The 21,752-nt window shown below is 71.2% G+C and carries 14 protein-coding genes; 6 read left to right on the top strand and 8 right to left on the bottom strand.

What is annotated here, in order from left to right; all coding sequences use genetic code 11:
- Entirely contained in the window at positions 1–1,230 is a 1,230-nt protein-coding gene (locus tag MZC64_RS36885; RefSeq protein ID WP_247764306.1) for a hypothetical protein, read from the top strand.
- 63 nt (positions 1,231–1,293) lie between these two features.
- Here MZC64_RS36885 and MZC64_RS36880 read toward each other — a convergent pair whose 3' ends face one another.
- Entirely contained in the window at positions 1,294–4,275 is a 2,982-nt protein-coding gene (locus tag MZC64_RS36880; protein WP_247764305.1) for a right-handed parallel beta-helix repeat-containing protein, read from the bottom strand.
- Between the two features lie 218 nt (positions 4,276–4,493).
- Here MZC64_RS36880 and MZC64_RS36875 point away from each other — a divergent pair, with 218 nt between their 5' ends.
- Both MZC64_RS36875 and mug read left to right on the top strand, forming a co-directional pair.
- Positions 4,494–5,681 (top strand): ROK family transcriptional regulator, encoded by a 1,188-nt coding sequence (locus tag MZC64_RS36875; RefSeq protein WP_247764304.1) that lies wholly within the window; start codon positions 4,494–4,496, stop codon positions 5,679–5,681.
- A gap of 18 nt (positions 5,682–5,699) precedes the next feature.
- On the top strand, positions 5,700–6,245 hold the full coding sequence (gene mug / locus MZC64_RS36870; RefSeq protein WP_247764303.1) for a G/U mismatch-specific DNA glycosylase: 546 nt from the start codon (positions 5,700–5,702) through the stop codon (positions 6,243–6,245).
- Between the two features lie 12 nt (positions 6,246–6,257).
- On the opposite strand, the gene MZC64_RS36865 is transcribed toward mug, so the two are convergent.
- Both MZC64_RS36865 and MZC64_RS36860 read right to left on the bottom strand, forming a co-directional pair.
- Entirely contained in the window at positions 6,258–8,756 is a 2,499-nt protein-coding gene (locus tag MZC64_RS36865) for an ABC transporter permease (protein WP_247764302.1), read from the bottom strand.
- Complete coding sequence (locus MZC64_RS36860) at positions 8,756–9,502, bottom strand: ABC transporter ATP-binding protein (RefSeq protein ID WP_247764301.1); 747 nt, start codon at positions 9,500–9,502, stop codon at positions 8,756–8,758. Before MZC64_RS36860 ends, MZC64_RS36865 begins: the two co-directional genes overlap by 1 nt.
- A 92-nt stretch (positions 9,503–9,594) precedes the next feature.
- Here MZC64_RS36860 and MZC64_RS36855 point away from each other — a divergent pair, with 92 nt between their 5' ends.
- From MZC64_RS36855 to MZC64_RS36845, 3 genes are all read left to right on the top strand, one after another.
- Positions 9,595–10,269, top strand: coding sequence for a response regulator transcription factor (locus MZC64_RS36855; RefSeq protein ID WP_247764300.1), 675 nt, complete (start codon positions 9,595–9,597; stop codon positions 10,267–10,269).
- Entirely contained in the window at positions 10,262–11,752 is a 1,491-nt protein-coding gene (locus MZC64_RS36850; protein ID WP_247764299.1) for a cell wall metabolism sensor histidine kinase WalK, read from the top strand. The genes MZC64_RS36855 and MZC64_RS36850 overlap by 8 nt, the downstream gene beginning before the upstream one ends.
- 98 nt (positions 11,753–11,850) lie before the next feature.
- Positions 11,851–13,614 (top strand): S8 family serine peptidase, encoded by a 1,764-nt coding sequence (locus MZC64_RS36845; protein WP_247764298.1) that lies wholly within the window; start codon positions 11,851–11,853, stop codon positions 13,612–13,614.
- 173 nt (positions 13,615–13,787) lie between these two features.
- On the opposite strand, the gene MZC64_RS36840 is transcribed toward MZC64_RS36845, so the two are convergent.
- The 5 genes from MZC64_RS36840 to MZC64_RS36820 all read right to left on the bottom strand — a co-directional run bounded on the left by MZC64_RS36840 (position 13,788) and on the right by MZC64_RS36820 (position 21,742).
- Positions 13,788–16,379, bottom strand: coding sequence for a LuxR family transcriptional regulator (locus tag MZC64_RS36840; protein ID WP_247764297.1), 2,592 nt, complete (start codon positions 16,377–16,379; stop codon positions 13,788–13,790).
- Positions 16,380–16,392: 13 nt separating this feature from the next.
- Positions 16,393–19,146, bottom strand: a complete 2,754-nt coding sequence (locus MZC64_RS36835; RefSeq protein ID WP_247764296.1) for a discoidin domain-containing protein — start codon at positions 19,144–19,146, stop codon at positions 16,393–16,395.
- A gap of 135 nt (positions 19,147–19,281) precedes the next feature.
- A complete protein-coding gene (locus tag MZC64_RS36830) occupies positions 19,282–19,725 on the bottom strand; it encodes a DUF4383 domain-containing protein (protein WP_247764295.1) in 444 nt (147 codons plus the stop codon).
- A 36-nt stretch (positions 19,726–19,761) separates the two neighbouring features.
- Positions 19,762–21,156: a nitrilase-related carbon-nitrogen hydrolase gene (locus tag MZC64_RS36825; protein WP_247764294.1), complete on the bottom strand. Its 1,395-nt coding sequence runs from the start codon at positions 21,154–21,156 to the stop codon at positions 19,762–19,764.
- 4 nt (positions 21,157–21,160) lie between these two features.
- Positions 21,161–21,742: a TetR/AcrR family transcriptional regulator gene (locus MZC64_RS36820; protein ID WP_247764293.1), complete on the bottom strand. Its 582-nt coding sequence runs from the start codon at positions 21,740–21,742 to the stop codon at positions 21,161–21,163.
- Positions 21,743–21,752: the final 10 nt, after the last annotated feature.

Below are 21,752 nucleotides of genomic sequence, written 5' to 3'. Positions count from 1 at the left end.
ATGGGTGAGCACATCCGGATGATCGGGTTCAGCAAGGACGGCAGCCTGCCACGCTCGCAAGCCTTCGACGGCCGCACCATCTACGACTACTTCAACCAAGGCGTCAAAGGCACCGGCCCCACCACCGAGGCCAACAAAGACTCCTGGAACAAGCTCGGCACACGCTACGACGCCGTGGCCCAGCTGATCACCGACGCCATGTCGGTGGGCCGGATTGCCTTCGAGGGCAAAGCCGCCGACGCCATGCAGAACAAGATCGCCCCCGTCGTGGCCATCGCCACCCAGGCCAAAGGCGTCTGCGACAGCGTCGCCCTCCAGGTGGCGGCGCAGGGAGATCACGCCCGGCGGGCGCAGCAGGCGATGGAACAGGTGCCGGATGTGCCCGACAAGCCGTGGCTGAACGATTTCAACCCGATGGACACCGACTACGACAAAGCGAAGCGGGCCGAGGGTGAGGCGTTCAAGCGTAACCAGGAACGCTTCGAGTCCTACCGCGGCAACACCCAGGGCACCGTGGACGCCCTGCCCCAATACCAGTTCCAGCCCCAACCCGAACTGACCCTGGACACCGGCAACGGCAACCCCGGCGAAGTCGACCCCGGCCGCCGCGACCCAGGCCGAATCGACCCACCACGCGGACTACCAGGACAACCCGGCCGCGTGGACCCACCCGGCGGCGGCCCCACCGGCGGAGGCGGGGGCAGCACCGGCAACGACCAAGTACGCAACGACTGGAACATCCCAGCACCACCCCCAGTCGGCGGACCCCCACTGCCACAACCCATTCCCGGACCCGGACCGCTCCCCGGACCGAGCCCGCTACCGATTCCCGTGCCACCGCCCGGGATTCTCCCGCCCGGCGGACAGCCGCCCGGTGGCGGGAGCGGCGGTGGCCGGGCCGGCGCCGGTGGTGGCGGCGGGTTCGGGCCGCGGGGGAGTGGCGGTGCGGGTGGTTCCGGCGCTGGCCGGGGATTCGGGCCCGGTGGGTCCGCGGGCATCGGCGCTGACCCGCACGGCGCAGCTGGTCGTGGTGGACCCGGCGGCGCCGGCACGCGGGGCGCGGCGGGCACCCCCGGTGGGCCGATGGGCGGGGGCGCAGGCAGCCGGGGCGAGGAGGACAAGGAGCACCAGCGGCCGGAGTACCTGATCGAGACCGAGGACATCTTCGGGGACACGCTCACCGTGCCGCCGCCGGTGATCGGGGAGAGCGACGGGCCTTACGGCGGCTGAGCAAACCACGGCGCGGGGCCGGAACCAGCACTGGGTTCCGGCCCCGCGCCGTGGGCAGGGGTGTTACGGGGTGACCTTGATGTTGGTCAGGCCGGTGGTGGCGCCGGTGACCGTGTTCGAGGCGTGCACGACGTTCGGGTTGGCCGAGCACTTGGACACCGACGGGATGTAGATGGCGTACTTGCCCACCCCGCCGAGGTCGGACTTGTTGCCGCGCCAGGTGTTGCCGCAGCCGTTCGGGAAGGACGGGCTGCTGGACGGGTTGTGCGTTTCGTAGCCGTTGGCGAAGACGCCGGGCTTGGCGAAGGTGCCGGTGTTGTTCTCGATCAGGTAACCGGTGCCCTTCACATCGATCCAGGAGTCCGCGGAGTTCTGGCCCTTGATGCCGGTGCCGTTGAACTTGTTGCCGCGGATCACTCCGGCGCTGGTGCCCTCCTTGACGTCGATGTGCTCGGCCGCCACCTCGGGCCCGATCTCGTTGTCCAGCACGCTGACCCGGTCCGAGCGGTCCGCGCCACCGGTGTTGCCGTGGCACTTCCAGTTCGAGCCGGCCGAGCCGATGTAGACGCCCTCGCCGTAGCTGGGCTGCACCAGGCCGGCGTGGGTGATCCTGGAGTTCTTGATCACGCCGTCGGCCGAGGAGCGCCGGAAGTGCACTGCTTCCTCGTCCACGTGGTGCACGTAGACCTTGTCCAGGGTGACGTGGTGGGAGTTGTCCAGGATGATGCCCTTCTTGGCGTCCTTGACCGTGAAGCCGGTCAGGTTCCAGTAGGGCGCGTTGTGCAGCCACAGGCCGTAGCCGGAGTCCCAGCCCGCCGTCGGGACGGGGCAGGACGGCGCGGTGCCGGAGGGGCCGTCGTTGATCAGCACCGCGGTGGCCGGGCCGGTCAGGGTGATCCGGGCGGCGGCGGTGCCCGCCTTCTGGGTCACGAACGAACCGCGGTACTCACCGGCGGCCAGCTTGATCGTGTCGCCCGGTTTGGCGTTGGCCAGCGCGGTTTTGAGCTGTTCCGCGGTGGAGACGTCCACCAGGGTTCCCTGCGCCGCCTCGGCGCCGAACACCGTGCTGCGGCCCGGGTTCTTCAGGAACAGAGAGCCGGAGGAGTCAGTGCGGGAGGCGTTGACCCCGTTGTTGGACTTGGTGAAGTCCACCGTCTCCTTGCTCGCCCAGTCCGGGATGGTGGTGCTGCCGACGCTGAGGTGCTTGAACTTGCTGGCGTCCGCGGCGTCGCTGCCGAACTGGTAGATCCGCTGCCGATCGCCGTAGTAGGGCTGGAAGGCCCCGCCCTTGACGGTCTGCTTGCTCATCTCGTTGTTATAGAAGACGTTCTGCGGACCGCTGGAGCCCGACCACTTGGCCGCCTTGGGGCCGGCCGCCCACCAGATCGGGTACCAGGTGGAGTCATCCGGCGCGCCGCCGCCCTCTTCCCCGCAGTTGCTCTTGCAGTTCTTGGAGGCGTGCTCGAACGGCACGGTCACCTTGTTGTTCTCGAACAGGTTGCGGCGTTCCCAGCCGCCGTGCACGTTGAGGTCGGAGTCGAAGTCGTTGCCCACGACCACGTTGTTGGAAGCCGACCACTGGAAGGTGAAGTGCCGCAGGTTGCGGGTGGTGTTGTAGGCATACAGCGAATCCCACACCCGGGAGCCGCGGAAGTAGCCGTTGCCGCCCTTGCCCTTGTTCCAGGAACCGTCCAAATAGGACTCTTGCACCTGGATGTTCTTGGCGCTCTCGGTGACGATCGGGTGCGAGCCGGTCATCTCCGCGCCCACCCGGCGGATCCAGGTGTTGGCCGCCCACTTGAGCACGATGCCGTGCATCTCGTACTCGGGCGCCACGTTGCCGTAGTTCTGGGTGGCGTCGGCCTTGGTCACGTTGTAGGTGCCGCCGCCGTGCTTGGGCATGCCATTGAGTTCCTGGGTGATGGTCAGGTCCTCGATGCCCACGCCCTGCACCACCTTGAGCGGGGTGACCCGGCTCGGGTAGGTGGTGCCGCCGATGGCTGCTGAGCCGTCGGCGGTGGAGTTCAACGGCAGGTCGTACTCCAGGGGCTTGTCGATGGTGAGGTCCTTGGTACTGGAGTTCACCGCCGTGATCTGGAAGATCTGTTGCCGCATATGCAGGTTCAGGTACTGCGCGGTGTTGGTCACGGTCTGCTGCTGGTAGAACTTGATCGTGTTGGCCGCGCCCACCCACAGGTAGCCGCCGACTTTGAACTTGCTGATGTCGGCGTTCTTGGCCAGCTTGATCTGGTTCGCGCCCAGGGCCGAACCCTCGCGCAGCGGAATCCCGGAGGCCCAGTGCTGGTTGATGCTGCCCTCGAAGATGTCCTTGCGGTTGGCCGGAGCCGACTTGTGATCGGCGGCGTACTTGGGTGAGACCTCACGGGTCTGCACCCGGAGCAGGCCGCGGCCGGGCCACATCCAGCCGCCCTTGCCCGCGCCGTGCACCATGCCGTCCTCGTCCCAGTCGCTGCCGTCCTCGGTCAGCGCGTCGTAACGAGTGTTCGCGTCCGGGCGGAAGACCAGCGTGGTCTTGCCCCGGCCCGCGCCCTTGAGCAGCAGGTAGTCCGCGTCCACGCCGAGTTGCCGGGTGACCGTGAGCCGGCCCTCCGGCAGCGTGATCGAGGACAGTTTGGTGTAGCCGGCCTGGGGTGAGCACCTGGTCCGGATGTCGTCGATGGCCTTCTGCAGACCGGTGGTGGCATCACTGCCGTCGGTTTTGACGCCGTACTGGGTGGACAGTTCGCTCGCGGTGATCTGACACGCCGGGTCCGGGTTGATCTCGCCGGGTCCGGGCAGTGCGGCCCCGCCGCGGTAGCCGGCCTTGCTCCAGTCGGGCAGACCGGAGATCGGGGCCCGGCGGTTGGCGCTGGTCAGATCGGGCAGTGCGGCCTGGACGCCGGATTCGTCCGCGGCACCGGCCGAGGGCGGGGTGACCAGGGCGGACAGGCCGCTGAACGCGAGCGCGGCCGCGGTGAGCGCGGCCGTGCGGCGGCGTCGCCGTGCGGAGTGACCCGCGGGCGACAGCCTGGTGAGACGCAACATTGTTGCTCCTGACAGATCTCGTTTCGACGGGGCAGGGCGTCGTTGGCGGCGAGACGTTCAGGCGACAGTTCAGGTGAAAGCGGTAGGAATAGTAAGGAAACTATCCTAACTCCACGAGAACGCACAGGGCAAGGGGTCGTGCAAACCATTGCGCTTGACCGATTAACGCAGTTCTCCGTACTGTTCAGTAAGTAAGGGTTCTTTACTCCGGAGGTGTCATGAGCAGTCCTGTCCGGGGTACGCCGAGCCTGATGCGGGCGATCAACGACCGCGCCACCCTGCGCGCGCTGCTGGAATCCGGTTCGCTGACCCGGCCGCAGATCGTCGCGCTGACCGGGCTGTCCAAGCCCACCGCCTCCCAGTTGCTGGCCCGGCTGCAGGAGATCGGCCTCGTCATCAGCGACGGCGTCCGTAGCGGCCGCACCGGCCGTAGCGCGGAGGCGTACCGGATCAACCCGGCCGCGGCCCAGGTGGCCGCGATGGACGTGACCCCGGAGCGGGTCGAGGTCCAGATCGCCGACCTGACCGGCACCGTCATCGGCGCGGCCACCCTGCCCGCGACCGGACCCACGCCGGACCCGGTCACCCGGCTGCGCGCCGCGCTGGCCGCCGCCGACCCGCCGGGCGAGCTGGACCGCCTGGTCATCGGCGTGCAGGGCGCGGTCAATCCGGCCACCGGGCGCCTCGATTACGCCACCGACGAGGACATGCCGGGCTGGCAGATCCCCGACCTGGCCCCGAGTCTGAGTCAGGCGCTCGGCGTGCCGGTGGTGGTGGAGAACGACGTCAACCTGGTCGCGCTGGCCGAACAGGCGCACGGCGCCGCCGCGGGCAGTCCGGATTTTGTGCTGCTGTGGGCCGATGAGGGCCTGGGTGCGGCGCTGATGCTCGGCGGCCGGCTGCATCGCGGGGCCACCGGCGGCTCCGGCGAGGTCGGCTACCTGCCCGCGCCCGGCGCGCCCACCGCCCGTGAGGTGGGCCGGTTCGGCCACCACGGATATCAGGCGCTGGCCGGTGGTCCCGCGATCCAGAAGTTGCTGGCCGGGCACGGGATCAGCGCACCGGACTTTCGGCAGGCGGTGGCGAATGCGGCCCGGCAGGCGGTGGCGGGCGATGCGGCGGCGACGACCGGGTTGCGGGAGGTCGCCGAGCGGTTGGCGGTGGGGCTGGCCGAGATCACCGCGGTGCTGGACCCCGGGCTGATCGTGCTGGCCGGTGGGCTGGCGCTGGCCGGCGGGGAAGTGTTGCGGGAACTGGTGGAGCTGGAGCTGCACGCGCTGACCATCCCGCGACCGCCGCTGCGACTGTCCACTGTGGAGGGAAACCCGGTGCTCGCCGGCGCGCTGGACCTCGGGCTGGGTCAGGTGCGGGACGAGTTGTTCGGTGCGGCCATCCCGGCGGGCTGACGGGTAAAGTCCTTCGGCGTGGCCACCCCGACCGCGGCCGAGCTAGCCGCCGCGACCACCAGGACCCTGCCCGATGTGATCGCGCCGGGCCTGGCGGTGTTGTTCTGCGGCATCAATCCCGGCCTGTACTCCGGCGCCACCGGCCATCACTTCGCCCGGCCGGGCAACCGGTTCTGGCCCACCCTGCACCGCGCCGGCTTCACCCCGCGGCAACTGCATCCGAGTGAGCAGCTGGAACTACTGGAGTACGGGCTGGGCATCACCAACGTGGTCGCCCGCACCACCGCCCGCGCGGACGAGCTGACCAAGGACGAGCTGCTGGCCGGGGCGCTGGCACTGACCGAGCGGGCGCAGCGGTACGCGCCGAAGTTTGTTGCGGTGGCCGGGATTTCGGCCTACCGGGGCGGGTTTGGCAGGCCCAAGGCGGTGATGGGGCCGCAGCCGGAGCTGATCGGCGGCTCGCGGTTGTGGGTGCTGCCCAATCCGAGTGGGCTGAACGCGCATTACCAGGCCGCGGACCTGGCCGCCGCGTTCGCCGAACTGCGGGCGGCGGCCAGGTCGTGAGCGGGATGGCGGTCAGGACGGGGCCATTCCGGCGGTGAGCGAGACCCGGGCCGCCCGCCGGGCCGGGATCAGCGCGGCCAGCGGGGCCGCCAGCAGGGCGGCCGCGAGCAGTACCGCGAGCCGGTCCCAGGGCAGGGTGAACAGCACCGGCTGGGCCTCGGTGCCGGCCACCCTGGTGAGCAGCCAGGCGGGAGCCAGGCCGAGCAGCAGGCCGGTGGCCGCGCCGAACAGGGCGACGAACACCGACTCCACCGCGAGCGAACCGGCCAGACCGGCCCGGCTCAGGCCGAGGGCACGCAGCAGCGCGGATTCCCTGGTGCGTTCCAGCACGGACAGCGAGAGCGTGTTGGCGATCCCGGCGAAGGCGATCAGCACCGAGAGCGCGGTCAGCGCCCACAACAGGTCCAGGGTGCGGCGCAGGGGTGCGGCGAGTTGTTCCTTGAGTTCGCCGACATCGCTCAGCCGGGCCAGCGGAGCGGTGGTCATGGCCTGGTCCAGGGCCGGGCGGACCTGGCCGGGGCTGGTTCCCGGGGTGAGGGCGAGCAGCAGGCTGTCCTCGTGGCTGGTGTCATCCAGGGCGACCGTGGACTGCTGGGTGAGGTCGACCAGGGCCAGGCCGAGGTCCGCGCCAGGGATCCGGACGCCGTCGTAGACGCCGATTACCTTGAGCTGCACCGGTTTCGCGCGTGGGCCGGCCTGCACGGTGTCCCCGACGGCGAGGCCGGTCTCCTTGGCGAGCTGGGCGCTGATGGCCAGTTCGCCGGGGTCGAGCCGGTCTACCCGGCCGGACAGCGCGGCGGGGCGCAGCAGGGTGCCGAGGGCGTTGCCGCGCACCGCGGTCATCGAGTACACGCCGTGGCTGCCGAGGTTGCCGTTGAACGAACGGCGAGGTGCGACGGCGGCGACCCCGGGCGCCGCGGCGAGGGTGTTCGCCAGGTCGGCGGGCAGCGGTCGCAGGGACAGGACCGAGGTGATGACGAAATCCGCGCCGAGTTGCCGGTCCAGGCCGCGGGACTGGCCTGCCTGCACGCCCGCGGTGACGGTGGTGACCAGGGAAACCACGGCGAGACCGAGGGTGAGCGCGGCGGCGCTGGCCGCGGTGCGCTTGGGGTTGCGATCGGCGTTGAGCGCGGCCAGCTTCGCGGACTGACCCAGTAGCGGTGTGGTGAGCGCACCCAGCGCGCGCACCACCGGACCGGCCAGCAGTGGGCCCGCCGTCATCGCCGCGCTCAGCAGGGCGACCGTGGCGATGACGGTTAGCGTGGCGCCGGTTTCGACCTCGGCACCCAGGGCCAGGGCGCCCGTGCCGAGGCCGAGCAGGAGCAGGATGATCGCGAGCACGGCGCGTGGGCGTCCGGCGCGGGCCGACCTGCCTTCGACCTGGGTGCGCAGGGCGGCCACCGGGGGAATGCGGGTGGCGGTCCAGGCTGGGAAGGCCGAGGCGAGCACGGTGACCAGCACGCCGATGGCCAGGGCGGCCAGGATCGTGCGCGGGCTGAGCGGCAGGTAGACGCCGGACTCGGGGCCGCCGGTGAGCGCCTGGAGGGCCGCGGCCACGCCGAGTCCGCCGAACAGGCCCAGCACCGAGGCGATCAGGCCCACCACTGAAGCCTCGGCCAGCACGCTGGTGAACACCTGGCGGCGACCGGCGCCGACACAGCGCAGCAGGGCCAGTTCGCGGGCGCGCTGGGCGAGCAGGATGGTGAAGGAGTTGGCGATCACCAGTGCGGCCACCACCATGGCCAGCGCGGCGAAGGCGGTGAAGAAGCCGGTCAGCCGGGCCGAATCCGAGGCAGCCTGGCTCAGCAGCTTCCCGGCGGCTTCCTTGCCGGTCACCACGTTGATGCCCCGGCCACCCACAGACTTTTTCAACTCGGCGACCAGTGCCGCCGGACTCACTCCCGCCGTGCGCACCATGATCTCGCCGTAGCCGCTGGGCGGGCCGAGTTCACGCAGGCCCTCGGGTGCGAGGACAAGCTGGGGCGCGCCGATTCCGGCGTCGGTGGGTCTGCGGAAGGTGCCGACCAGGGTGAAGGTGTGCGGGCCGCCGTTCTGGTCGACCACGGTGATCGGCTGGCCGAGCCGGAAGTCCGCCGCCGTGCCACTGGCCATGGCGATTTCGTTGGCGGCACTGGGAAAACGGCCCTCGGCCAGGTCGAACGGGCGCAGGCGTTCGTCGGCGGGCAGGGCCATCGCGCCCGCGTCCTGGAGGCGACCGGTGGCATCGCGTAGCGGTGCGCTGGCGAAGGCCCGGCCTTCCGCCGCGGCCACGCCGGGAGTCGTGCGCACCTTGGCCAGCAGGGCGTCGTCGAGTTCGGCGTTGCCGGCGCTGGTGATGGTGGCGTCCGCGCCCCGCAGGTGCACGGCTACCGCGTCACGCAGTCCGGCGGAGACCGCGTCGGACAGCACCAGTGAACCGGCGACGAAGGCCACGCCGAGTGCGATGGCCACCGCGGAGAGCAGCAGCCGGGCCGGGCGGGCCTTGAGTCCGGAAAGGACGGTGCGCAGCATCACGCCCCCAGTCCGGCCAGCGCGGCCAGCACGGTGTCCGCGGTCGGGCAGGGCAGGTGCCGGGCGACCCGGCCGTCGGCCAGCAGCACCCCGTGATCGGCGTGCGCCGCGGCGACCGGGTCGTGCGTGACCATGACCACGGTCTGGCCGAGTTCCCGCACCGACATCCGCAGGAAGCCCAGCACCTCCGCGCCCGAGCGGGAGTCCAGGCTGCCGGTGGGCTCGTCGGCGAAGATCACCTCCGGGCGGCCGGCCAGGGCACGGGCGATGGCCACCCGCTGTTGCTGACCGCCGGACAGCTCACCCGGTTTGTGCCGCAGCCGGTCCCGCAGGCCGAGCGCGGTGATCACCGTGTCCACCCAGGACCGATCCGGAGTGCGTCCGGCCAGGCGCAGGCCGAGCAGGATGTTGTCCTCGGCGCTCAGCGTGGGCAGCAGGTTGAAGGACTGGAAGACGAACCCGATCCGGTCCCGCCGCACCCTGGTCAGCTCGGCGTCGGAGAGGCCGTTGAGCAAGATCTGTCCAATCCGGACCTGGCCGGAGTCCACTGTGTCCAGTCCGGCCAGGCAGTGCAGCAGGGTGGACTTGCCGGAGCCGGAGGGGCCCATGATCGCGGTGAACCGGCGGGCCGGGAGGTCGAGAGAGACGTGATCCAGGGCCCGTACCGCGGTCTCGCCACGCCCATAGGTCTTGACCACGTCCGCCACGCCCACGGCGACCTGGCCGCCTGCTGTGTTCCGGTGCATGCCGGGAGCATGGCCGGATCGGCCTGAGCGGTTGCTGAACCAACCTGAAGATCACTTCAGGAAGTGGTCGGCGGATCTGGGAGGATCGAGGAGTGCGGGTGCTGGTGGTGGAGGACGAGCGGCGGCTGGCCGAGTCGCTGCAGTGGGGGCTGGAGGCGGACGGCTACGCGGTGGACCTCGCCTACGACGGCCTGGAGGGCCTCGAACTCGCCCAGCTGCACCCCTACCAGGTGATCGTGCTGGACATCATGCTGCCCAAGCTCAACGGCTACCGGGTGTGCGCGGCACTGCGCGAACGCGGGGTGCGCACGCCGATCCTGATGCTCACCGCCAAGAACGGCGAGTACGACGAGGCCGAGGCCCTCGACACCGGCGCGGATGACTTCCTGAGCAAGCCGTTCTCCTACGTGGTGCTCACCGCCCGGCTGCGCGCGCTCACCCGCCGGGGCGCCGCGGGCGCGGCCGGGCTGCTCACCTTCGGCGATCTGGTGCTCGACCCCGGCAAGCGCACCTGCCGCCGGGCCGGGCAGCCGGTGACGTTGACTACCAAGGAGTTCGCGGTGCTGGAATGCCTGTTGCGGCACAACGGACAGGTGGCCGCCAAACCCGAGATCCTGGCCCAGGTGTGGGATCTGGCGTACCAGGGCGATCCGAATATCGTCGAGGTGTACGTGAGCGCGTTGCGGCGCAAGCTGGACACGCCGTTCGGACGGCGCACCATCGCCACTGTGCGCGGCATCGGCTACCGGCTGGTGGCCGATGACTAGATCACTGAAGTGGTGGCCGGTGTCGGTGCGGCGTGGCACCGCGCTGGCCGCGGCGTTGCTGAGCCTGCTGGTGTTCGGCCTGGGCTGGCTGGGTATCCGCGAGTTCGTGCGCGTGCAGCTCACCGCGCACGACCACAGCGCCACCCGCGCCGAGCTGTACCGGATCGCCGAGGCTTACCGGGTGGCCGCGCTCGGCAGCGGCCGGGCCGCGCTGGCCACTGCGATCCACAGCGGCGACGCCCTGTTCGAGGTGGTCACCGACACCGGCGAGACCGTGGTGCGCGCCGACACCCTGCGCCGACTGGACCCCGCCTGGAAACCCCTGCCGCCCGCCCCCGCCAACGTCGGACCGGACTGGATCGGCACCAGCACCGCCACCCTGCGCCCCGGCAGCCATCCGCACTGGCGCGAGTATCGCGAGTACACCGTACTGTCCACAGTGGTCGAGAACATCCCGGCCGGCCTGGTGCAGCCACCCGGTCGCGAAGGGTCCACTGTGGACGCTGGACTGGAGCCGACCACCTCGGCCACCCGGTACCGGCTCACCCTGCACCTGTTCGTGTTGCCCTGGGACACCCTCCGCACCCTGAAACTCTTCGACAACGCCCTGTTCGTCTTCACCCCCTTGGCCGTGCTGCTTTCCGCCCTGGCCGCCTGGTTCGCCGCCGGACGCGCGTTGCGCCCGGTGGAGGCGATCCGCCGGGAACTCGCCGAGGTGAGCGAACGGCAGCTGGACCGGCGGGTGCCGGTGCCCGGGTCCGGGGACGAGATCGCCCGGCTGGCCGGGACCACGAACGAGACCCTGGACCGGTTGCAGCGGGCGCACCTGCGGCAGCAGCGGTTCGTCGCCGACGCCAGCCACGAACTGCGCAGCCCACTGGCCGGGTTGCGCACCGGCCTGGAGGTCGCGCTGACCCACCCGGACCGGGCGGACTGGCCCGCGGTCGCGCACCGGTCCCTCCTCGAAGTCCAGCGCCTGCAACGCATCACCGCGGACCTGCTGCAACTGGCCGTCGACCCGGCGCCCGCACCGTCCACTGTGGTCGATCTCGCGGACGTGGTGGCCGAACAGGTCGCCGAACGCGCCGTCAGTCCCGGCGGACCACAAGTAGTGTCCACAGTGGACGATCCGGCACTGGTGCGCGGTGAGCTGGTACAGCTGGAACGGCTGCTGCGCAACCTGCTGGACAACGCGGTCCGGCACGCGCACAGCACTGTCACCGTTCACTTGAGCCAGTCGGCGACCGAGGTCGTGCTGGAAGTGCTCGACGACGGCCCCGGCATCCCCGCGGCCGACCGGGAACGCGTCTTCGACCGGTTCGCCCGCCTGGACGACGCCCGGGCCAGGGACGCGGGCGGCTCCGGCCTGGGCCTCACCCTGGCCAGGGACATCGCCCGCAGGCACGGCGGCACACTGGTGGTGGCCGACAGCGACAGCGGCGCGCGCCTGGTCGTCCGGCTGCCGGTGCGCGGGATTGGGTAGCGCTACCCACGGTTTCCGGCATTGTTGGCGGCGTTGATCCGGCCGCAGGGTGGTGCTCCCGCGGTGTTGGCCGCGGGTCCCTGCACTAGGAGGATCCCGTGCGGATCAGATCAGCACTGCTCGTGGCGCTGGGGGTGGTGGCGCTGGGCGTCACCGTCCCGGTCGCCGAGGCGGCCGGGCCACCGGCGGACCACCTCGTCACCCTGACCGAGGGCAGCACCGACCCGGCCGCGCTGGCGGCCCAGCACAGCACGCGGGTCGGGCACGTGTACCGGCATGCCCTCACCGGTTTCGCCGCTTCCCTGACGCCCCAGGCGGTCGCGGCGCTGCGGCGCGATCCGCGGGTGCGCTCGGTGGAACCGGACCAGGTGGTGCGCACCACCGCGCAGACCACGCCCACCGGGGTGGAGCGGGCCTTCGCCACCAAGAACCCGAACCTGAAGATCAACGGCGTCAGCGACTACAGCGCGGACGTGGATGTCGCGGTGATCGACACCGGGGTGGACGGCAAGCATCCCGACCTGACCGTGGTCGCCCGCGCCAACTGCGTGAACAGCAGCAGCTGCACCGATAACGCGGGTAGCGACGGCCACGGCCACGGCACCCACGTGGCTGGCACCATCGGCGCCAAGGACGACGGGACCGGGGTCACCGGCATCGCGCCCGGGGCGCGGATCTGGTCGGCCAAGGTGCTCGACGACAGCGGCAGCGGCCAGCTCTCCGGCGTGGTCGCCGGGGTGGACTGGGTGGCCGCGCACGCCGAGGAGATCGAGGTGGCCAACATGAGCCTCGGCTGCGAGAACTGCACCAACGACGCGCTCACCCAGGCGATCTCGGCCGCGGTGAACAAGGGCGTGGTGTTCGCGGTGGCCGCCGGCAACAACCACAAGGACGCCAAGACCTTCTTCCCGGCCAACCACCCCGAGGTGATCACCGTTTCGGCGCTGGCCGACTTCAACGGCCAGCGCGGTGGCGGCGCGGCCTCGACCTGCCGGGCCGACCAGGACGACACCCTGGCCGACTTCAGCAATTTCGGCGCCACCGTGGAGATCGCCGCACCCGGCACCTGCATCCTGTCCACCCATCTCAACGGCGGCTACCAGACCTTGAGCGGCACCTCGATGGCCGCGCCGCACGTGGCCGGGGCAGCGGGTCTGCTCACCGCCAACGGCAACCGGGCCACCGACCGGGACGGGGTGCGCGCGGTCCGGCACCGCCTGATCGACACCGCGAACACCGACTGGACCGACGATTCCGGTGACAACGTCAAGGAACCACTCCTGGACGTCAGCTCGGCCCAGGACTACCCGGCCGGTCCCACCGACCCGGGCAGGCCCACCGCCGCCTTCACCGCGAGCTGCTCCACCAGCAACACCACCTGCTCCTTCGACGGAAGTTCCACAAAGGACAGTGACGGCACCATCACGAACTATTCCTGGGAGTTCGGCGACGGCGGCACCGCCACCGGCAAGACAACCTCGCACAACTACGCCAAGTCCGGGTACTACAGCGTCCGGCTCACCGTGACCGACAACGACGGCAAGACGCACAGCACCCGCCGCCTGGTCAAGGCAGGCGACCTGCCGCCGAGCGCCGCCTTCACCAGCCGCTGCAACCGGGGGAGCTGTTCCTTCGACGGCAGTGCCTCCAGCGATGAGGAGGGCCCGGTCTCCGGCCACGCCTGGAAGTTCGGCGACGGCACCACCGGCACCGGCCCGACCGCCTCGCACAGTTATCCCAACGTCGCCGCGAACTACACCGTGACCCTGACCGTCACCGACAGCCGCAACCAGACCGGCTCGACCAGCCGGACCGTCCGCTGCCACAAGCACATCACCGTCCCACTGTGCTTCGCCAGCTGATCAGCTGAACGCGGTGCGGCCGGGCCGATCCCGGCCGCACCGCCCAGCACCCGTCCGGCAGCCCGATCCGTACCACTTGGGCCAACTGGTACGCCCGCTTGGGCAAAATCGGCGTACCAGTTGGCCCAACTCGCCGTCCATAACGGCCAACACGGTGGCGGGTGGGTGGTTGGTTAGGTGGGTAGGGTGATCTTGTTGCGGGTGGGGACGCTGAGTTTGCGGAGCAGGCTGGCTACGTGGCGTTCGACTGTGCGTGGGGAGAGGAACAGCAGGGCGGCGATTTCGCGGTTGGTGCGACCGGTGGTGATCAGCCGGGCCACCTCTCGTTCGCGCGGGGACAGGGCGCCGCCGTAGCCGCGTCGTCCCGGTCCGCCGCCGGGGGCGCCGAAGTGCTCGCGGTGCAGGCGTGCGCAGCGGGCCAGGTCCCAGCTCGCGCCGAGTGTGCTGAACAACCGCGCCGCCTCCGCCGCGCGTTGCCCGGCCTGGGTTCGCGCGCCGAGGGCGAACAGGCGGCGGGCCAGTGCTTCCAGGGCCCTGGCCTGTTCGTAGGGGCGGGGGAGGGCGGCGAATCGGGCGGCGGCAGCGGTCAGCAGGTTGACCGCGTCTCCGGTGCCCAGGAGCCCCTGTCCGTGGCAGAGCACCGCTTCGCCGAGTGGGCAGTCCCGGCCGTCGATCCCGGCCGCGAACTCGGCCAGCAACTCCCGCGCGGCACCGTGTTCGGCCTGTCCTAGCAACGCTTCCACGCCCGCGTCCACCAGTTCGGCCGCCCACACCCACACGCCCTTGCCGCGCACCAGAGCGAGCGCGGCGTCCAGGTCCGCGGGTTGGCCCTGGGCGGTGGCCAGCCGGATCCTGGTGGCGGCCGCCGCGAACACCGCCGAACCGCACCAGCCGGGCCCGTCCAGGAGATCCTCGGCCGCCGCCCAGTCACCGGCGGCGAGGGCGAGCCGGGCCAGGACCAGGCGGGATTCGGCGGCCGAGCGCGGATTGTGCGGTCCGGCGTCCAGGTGTGCGCGTACCCGCTCGGCCAGGCCGGACCAGTCACCGGTGACCAGGGCCAGGCGCAGCCGGTTGGTCTCGGCCACCTGTGCCAGGTACGGGGCCGTGCTGACCTCGGCCGCGGCCAGGAAATCGGCCGCGGATCTGTGGTGGCCCAAGGTGATCGCGGCGTCGGTGAAGTTCAGCCGACCGCGGTGCAGTTCCAGACGTGGTCCGGCGGTGGGCAGTGCGTTCCAGGCCCGGGGATCGCCGAGTTGCAGCAACGCGGTCGCCCGGTTGACCTCGATCGCCGTACGCAGCCCCGGATCGGCGTGGGGCGGCCCGACCCGGTCCAGTTCGGCCAGCCAGCGCAGGTGTTCGGCCACCGGGGCCGCGCCCAGGTGCGGCAGGGCCAGTGCGGACATCGCCCTGGCCGCCAGCGCGGGCCGCCGCCGCAGTTCGCCGACCGCGCGCACCATCTGGGTCCGGCCCGCGTCGGCGTCCCCGGCCTGGTTGGCCAGCAACAGGCCCAGGTGCAGCCGCAGTTCGCCGTGCACACCGGAGGGCAGCGACTCGTCGGCGACCAGCTCCCGCAGCACGGTCACCGTGTCCTGGTCCGACCAGCTGCCCACGGTCAGCCTGCCCAGCCGACCGGCCAGGGTTGCCCGGACCCGGCGCGGCAGGCCGGCCTCGCCGAGCAGTTCGCGCAACGGCCCCACCGCCGTGGCGGGTGCACCGGTGCGGGTCGCGCGTTCGGCGTGCCGGGCCGCCGCGAGCAGGTCACCGGCCGCGCGGCAGTGGTGGATCCGCTCCACGCCGTCGAGCACCCGCGCGATGGCCCGGTGCGCCGATCGCCGCCGCGCCAGGGACATCGTCGCCGCGACCGCGAGTCCCAGCAACGGCGGCCGGAACTCGAAGGCCCCGTCCACCCGGACCACGAGCAGTCCCGCGTCCACCGCCCGGTCCAGCGCGGCCGCGGCCCGCTCCTGGTCCACCTCGCACACCCGCGCCGGGACCGCCACGCTGATCGGCTCCCGCAACAAGGCCGCCGTCTGCACGATCGCCCGGTCGGCCCCGGACAGCTTGTGCAGGCGGGCAGTGGCCAGTTCCAGCACGCTCCTGGGCAGCCCCGTGCGGACCAGCGTCCCCGCCGGATCCTGGTCGCCCGGGTGGGTCCGGTCCAGTATTTCGTTGAGCAGCAACGGGATTCCGCCGGTCAGCCGGTGCAGCCCGGCCACCCAGTGTGCCGGGGCGCTGCCGTGCCGTGCGCGGGCCAGCCCGGCGACTTCGGCCGGGGTCAGCGCGGCCAGTTCGACCCGGTGACCCGGCGCCCACCGCGCCTGGGGCGGTGCGGTGACCAGCAGGCCGACCCCCGGCGGCAACCGGGTCGCGGCACACCGCAACACCTGCCGGGAGCACCGGTCGGCCTGGTCGAGATCATCCAGCACGAGCAGCGCGGAACCCGCGTCGGCGAGCAGTTCCCGCAGTGCCAGGCAGATCCGGTACTCCGAGCGGTCCCGCCGGGACACCGCCGCGAGCACCGCGTGGCCCAGCACCGGATCGCACCCGGCCTCGACCAGGCCGCGCACCACCTCCCGCAGCAGCACGTACGGTTCCGCGGGCAGTCCGCGGCAGCCGATGAGCACCCGCACCCTGGCCCGTGAGGCAGTGCGGACCTGGGCGGCGAGCCAGGACTTGCCCAGGCCAGCCGCCCCGTCTACCAGCACCACGGCGGGCGGGTGCGCGAGCAGCTCGCCCACCCGCCCTGCCAGTGCCTGTCTGTCCACTGTGGACTATTCCTCAGCGCTTCAGTCGCCACGCGCCGATCTCGGCCGCACTGGTCCAGGCGCCGCCGTTGATCTCACTGAGCGCTCGCAACTTCAGGTAGCGCCCGGTTTTCGCCGGGAAGTTGACCACCTTCTCGCTCTTGTCCGGCGCGAAGGTCCCGGTCGTCACCGCCTGGCCCCAGTCGGTGCCGTCAGCGCTCACGTAGACCTCGTAGCCCTTGATGCCGCCGTTGACCCCGCTGTCCTGCCGGGGCAGGTACGACAGCCCGGTGACCGGGTGGGACGCGCCCATGTCGAGCTGGATCTCGTGCGGCAGCGCCGATCCCGTGCCCGACCAGGCCGTGTGCCACTTGGTGCCGGGGTTGCCGTCGATGGCGTTGGCCGCCGCGCCGTTCTCGTTGGCGGTCTCCTGGCTGTCCACCTGCTTGACCTTCCAGCCGGTCTTGGCGATCGGCTCATCGGCCCGGGTCGGGATCGCCTTCGGCACCGGCAGAGTCACGCCCTCAGCGGTGACGGTGAACTCGGACCCGGTGGACTGGGCGCCGGTGCGCACGTGCAGCACGCCGTCACCGAAGAACCACCCACTCGCCGCCGCGTCGTAGTCCGCGCGCTTGGCGTGCCCGGTCAACCTGGTGCCGCCCAACGAAACCTGGCCCGGCGCGCTCGCCACGTGCACCGCCAGCTCGTAACCCCGGCTGCCCGGTTTGCCCGCGTAGTCGCCGGCCGAAGCGCCCACCCGCACCGTGACATCGCCGCGGCCACTGGTCGGCGCGGAGACCCGCACCGGCTGCTTGGCGTACTCGCCGCGCTGGAATTTCCGGGTCACCCCGTCGTCCTCGTACAGCTCGAACGCGGAGTTCCCGTTGGGGTAGACGTCGAAGGTGATCGGGGTCTTCGGCTTCTCCCGGTGATGGTTGACCTGCGGCCACATCGGCACGATCGCGCCGCCCTTGACGAACAACGGCAACCGGTCCAACGGCGCCTGATAGCCGTCGAAGGTGCCCGGACCCTGGTACACCGTGCCGGTCCAGTAGTCGGTCCAGGTGCCCGCGGGCAGGTAGATGCCGTCCCTGGTGCTGCTCGCCGAGGTCACCGGCGCGACCAGGAAGGCGTCCCCGGCCAGGAACTGCTGACTGGTCTGGTTGCCCCTGGCGATCGGATCGTTCGGGTATTCCAGCACCATCGCCCTGGTGGTCGGCACCCCGGTCTCGTGCGCCACCCGCGACATCGAGTAGAAGTACGGCGTCAGCTGCATCTTCAGCTTGAGGTACTTCCGGTTGATCTCCTGGTGCGCCGCGTCGAACCGCCAGGGCTGCTTGTCCTGGTAGGCCGCGGTCGGGTTTTTCGCGCCCCAGCCGGACATGCTCATCAGCACCGGGGTGAACGCCTTCCACTGCAGATCGCGCGCGTAGGTGTCCGGGCTGCCCGCGAAGATGCCGTCCACATCGCCCGCGGCGTAGTTCAGCGCGGACAGGCCGGCGCCGGTGATCGCCGGGACGTGCCAGCGCATGTTGTCCCAGTCGCCCTCGGTGTCCCCGGTCCAGACCACCGCGTTGCGCTGGGTGCCCGCCCAGCCGTCCACCGTCCAGACGAACCGCCGCGCGTCGCTGTTGTCCTCGATGCCGGAGACCGCCTGCTGCACGCCCTCGAACGCCTTCTGGTACCCGCCGCCGATCCAGGCCACATCGGTCTTGATCATCCGGGAGCCCGCGGTCACCTCGTCCTTGACGTTCTTCAGCCCCGTCGAGGTCCACAGTCCGGTGTAGAAACCCTTGTCGTGCAGGGACTTCACCGTGTCCGGCAGACCGGTGTAGCCGCAGCCGTAACCGTCGTTGGGCAGGAACCAGCCCGCCGGCATGTCCGCAGCCCGCGTCTGATCGGCGTACTTGAGCACGTCCGGGGTCTTCTGGTGGTCCACCCGGTTGTGATCACCCTGGTACTCCGGGTTGCTCGCGTTCCAGCAGTCCGCGTGCCCCATCTCCAGGCCGTAAATCGGTGCCAGGAAAGGCTTCCCGGTCACATCGGTGTACCGGTCGAGCACGTCCTTGAGTCCGGCTCCGGCGAAGTACACCGCGTCGAACCGGCCCTCCTCATGGGTGGTCTGCACCGGCGCGGTGAAGGAGTACGTGCCCGGCGTCCAGGTGTTGCGCACCACGCCATAACCGTTGGTGGACAGGTAGAACGGGGCTGGGCTGGCGTTGTTGTTCTCGTTCCACTTGTTGTCCACCCGCACCGGCACCGTCTTGTCCCGCAACGCCCACGCGCCCAGCCGCAACCCGGTGCCGTAGAACTGCTCGTCCGCGCCCCGGTTCAACCGCTGCCGAGCGGCGCCCGAGGACCAGGTCAGCCCGGCCGACTCCTGCCACACCAGGGTCGTGTTGTCCTTGCGGTACAGGGCGAACCGCAGCGGCTGCTTGTAGGCGCGCAGCACCACCGCGTCGGTCTCGATCTTGTAGTACTCGCTGGTCTCGGTGACCGTGGTGCTCACCGGGCCGAAGTCGGTGGCGGTCAGGATGGCCCGCCCGGCCGGATCGCTGAAGGTGCCACCGGGGCCGAGCCAGATCCGGAACACGTCCGGCTGCAGGAAACCCACCCGGACGCGGTCGGCGCCCGCGCTCACCGTGACGGTGGCGCCCTGCTGGCTGATCCCGGTGATGTTGCCGAGCGTGCGCTCGGCCGGTTGGGCCTGGGCGGGTTGCCCGATGCCCAGTAAAGCGAGGAGGGAGACGACGCCGATCAGGCGCCGCAGAGGTCGGGATAATCGCATGCCGTACTCCCTGGCGGGGATGAAGTGTGCGCGAACATGCTTCAAAGTGCCGCCGACGGTACATTTTCGCGCAACCTTGAGGAAAGACGCTACCGAGGGGTACGGGGAACCGGCTTTTCAGTTCAAGTTCGGTGATTAGCCGAGTTCGCGGACTGCCCGGCCGCCAAAACCGAAGCCCAGCGTGCCCAGACCCAGGGCCAGCAGCAGGTGCAGCCAGTCGTCGGCCTCGTTGAGCGGCAGGAAGTTCGCCGGGCTGTGATCGCTGACCACCAGCCCGTAGAACCACAGCATCAGGAGCAGCAGCCCGCCGCCGATCAGGTACAGCGCCGCGCCGCGGGTGCTGCGGGCCAGGACCAGCGCGGCCAGGCCGAAGGCCAGGTGCACCAGGTTGTGCAGCACCGAGACGGCGAAGACCCCCAGCAGCAGGGCGCCGGAGTGGCGACCGGCGAAGGCGAGCGCCTCGATGTTGGTGGTCAGGCCGGGGATGAATCCGGCAATGCCGACAATCAGGAACAGCAGGCCCGTCAGCTGTGCGGCGGTCTGGACCGGGGTGCGCGGAACCGTTGTGGCGGCGGACATCGGGGCTCCCTGGCGGCTGCGGAACGTAGCTCCGGACTACCCGTGGCCCGCCCCGGTAAACGCCGCGGCGCGCCGTGGCCAGAGCAGGCCGCCGAGACCCAGGGCGAGGCTGAGCCAGGCGAGCCAGTCGCCGAAGCGGGTGAACGGGGTCGCGCCCGGCCCGGTCGGCAGGTCCGCGACCACCGTGGCGAAGGGGGCCGGGCCGTCGGTGCGGGCCTCGGCCAGCACCCGGCCGTATCCGTCGGCGACCAGCAGCCGACCGGTGCGGGCCGACCACACCGTGGCCTGCCCGTGTTCCACCCCGCGCAGCAGCATCATCCGGCTGTGCTGCCAGCCGTTGTCCACCTCGTCGGCGGCCGGGACCAGCAGCAGTCCGGTGCCCGCCGCGGCGTAGTCCGCGGTGGGCACGGCCAGGTTGACGTCCGCGCAGATCTCGATGCCGGCCCCCACCCGGATGAGTAGTTCGTGGCCGCGCACGCTGACCTGGTCGTGGTGCTTGAGGTAGGACACCGGCTCGCCGCCGCCGGCCGGGAACAGCAGGGCGTGGTTGTACTTGACCGCCCCGTCCCGGCGCGCGAATCCCACCACGATGTCCAGCGCCCGGTCCGCGGCGAGCCTGCGCATCGGCTCGACCAGCGCGAGGGGCCGCGGTTCGGGCGCGCCGAAGGACGCCTCGGGCAACACCACCGCCCGCACCCCCGCGGGCAGCGCGGCGATCCGCTCCGCGTAGGCGGCCACCAGGTCCCGGCCGGCCGGGGTGGCCAGGTCCGGCGCCCAGTGCCGCTGGTTCGTCGAGATCGCGGCCACCCGCTGCGCCGGACCGGCGGGCTCGGCCAGTCGGAGCGCACCCGCACCCAGCGCCACCGCGACCAGGACCGCCGCCACCACCCCGACGCGCACCCCGGCGGCCCGGCGCACACCCGGTGCGAATGCCGCCGCGATCGCCGACGGCACCAGCAGCACCAGGAACTCCACGCCCCACAGCCCGGTCAGCGCGGCGGTCTGCAGTACCAGGGGCACATCGCCGAAGTGGTTGGCCAGGGTGCCCATCAACCCCATCGGATTGACCACCGACACCAGGTACACCGCGCCGGTCCACAGCGCGGGCGCGGTCAGCGCGGCCAGTAACGGACGGCCCCGCGTCACCTGCCGGTGGAAGCCCCAGACCGCGAGCGCGAACACCAGCGCCGTGCCCAGGTTGAAGATCAGGCCCACCGGCCACAGCGGGGTGTCGTGCGAGCGCAGCTGGAACGCCCAGCTGTTCGCGGTGCCCGCCAGGTAGGCGAGGAACCCGGCCCCGGCGGCGACCCCGGCCGGCACCCGGGAAGCCAGTAGCAGCACCGGTAACGGGGCCAGCCAGGTCAGGGCCGGGATCGGGGACATGCCGGTGCCGAAGTACAACAGCACCGCGGAAACTGCCGTCGCCAGCACGCGGTCACACCCGGACGCCATCGAGCACCCTCTCGATCGTGCGCCGGCACAGCGCGCGGAAGTCCTTGGGAGACAGCGCGATCCGGCCGCCGTGGTAGAGCTGCACCAGGCCCATGACGGGGGTGGTGATGGCCAGGGTGACCTCCAGCGGATCACCGGGCAGCAGCACGCCGTCCCGGATGCCCTGGGTCACCACCTCGAACACGGGCGCGAAGGTCGGCGACTCACCCGACCGGAAGTCCGCCGGGAACCGCCGCACCCCCTCCCGCGGCTCGGTGATCACGAAGGTGTACAGGTGTGGCTTGCCCAGCGCGAAATCCAGGAAGTCCGCGAGCAACCCGTCTACCCGCTGCTGGAAGGTCCGATTCGGGCGCCGCCGTCCCCAGGTCGCGACGACCTCGGCGACGGCGGTGTCGACCACCTTGCGCAGCAACGCCTCCCGGTTCGGGAAGTGCCGGTAGCTGGCCATCGTGGTCACCTCGGCGGCGGCGGCCACCCGCCGCATGGTCACCGCCTGCGCGCCCTCGGCCAGCAGGATCGACAGCGCTGCTTCGGCGATCCGGTCCGCCGTCCCCCTCGCGGTCATGTGTACAGCG

It is taken from the genome of Crossiella sp. S99.2 (assembly GCF_023094165.1).
In the GTDB taxonomy this organism is placed as follows: Bacteria; Actinomycetota; Actinomycetes; order Mycobacteriales; family Pseudonocardiaceae; genus Crossiella.
The sequence above is the reverse complement of the archived record's forward strand: the minus strand, read 5'-3'. Positions and strand labels throughout refer to the sequence as shown.

Bases quoted from the DNA above. Each gene is read 5' to 3' on its own strand.
- MZC64_RS36885 (WP_247764306.1), top strand. From the start codon at position 1: ATGGGTGAGCACATCCGGATGATCGGGTTCAGCAAGGACGGCAGCCTG.
- MZC64_RS36880 (WP_247764305.1), bottom strand. From the start codon at position 4,275: ATGTTGCGTCTCACCAGGCTGTCGCCCGCGGGTCACTCCGCACGGCGA.
- MZC64_RS36875 (WP_247764304.1), top strand. From the start codon at position 4,494: ATGAGCAGTCCTGTCCGGGGTACGCCGAGCCTGATGCGGGCGATCAAC.
- MZC64_RS36865 (WP_247764302.1), bottom strand. From the start codon at position 8,756: ATGCTGCGCACCGTCCTTTCCGGACTCAAGGCCCGCCCGGCCCGGCTG.
- MZC64_RS36860 (WP_247764301.1), bottom strand. From the start codon at position 9,502: ATGCACCGGAACACAGCAGGCGGCCAGGTCGCCGTGGGCGTGGCGGAC.
- MZC64_RS36850 (WP_247764299.1), top strand. From the start codon at position 10,262: ATGACTAGATCACTGAAGTGGTGGCCGGTGTCGGTGCGGCGTGGCACC.
- MZC64_RS36835 (WP_247764296.1), bottom strand. From the start codon at position 19,146: ATGCGATTATCCCGACCTCTGCGGCGCCTGATCGGCGTCGTCTCCCTC.
- MZC64_RS36830 (WP_247764295.1), bottom strand. From the start codon at position 19,725: ATGTCCGCCGCCACAACGGTTCCGCGCACCCCGGTCCAGACCGCCGCA.
- MZC64_RS36820 (WP_247764293.1), bottom strand. From the start codon at position 21,742: ATGACCGCGAGGGGGACGGCGGACCGGATCGCCGAAGCAGCGCTGTCG.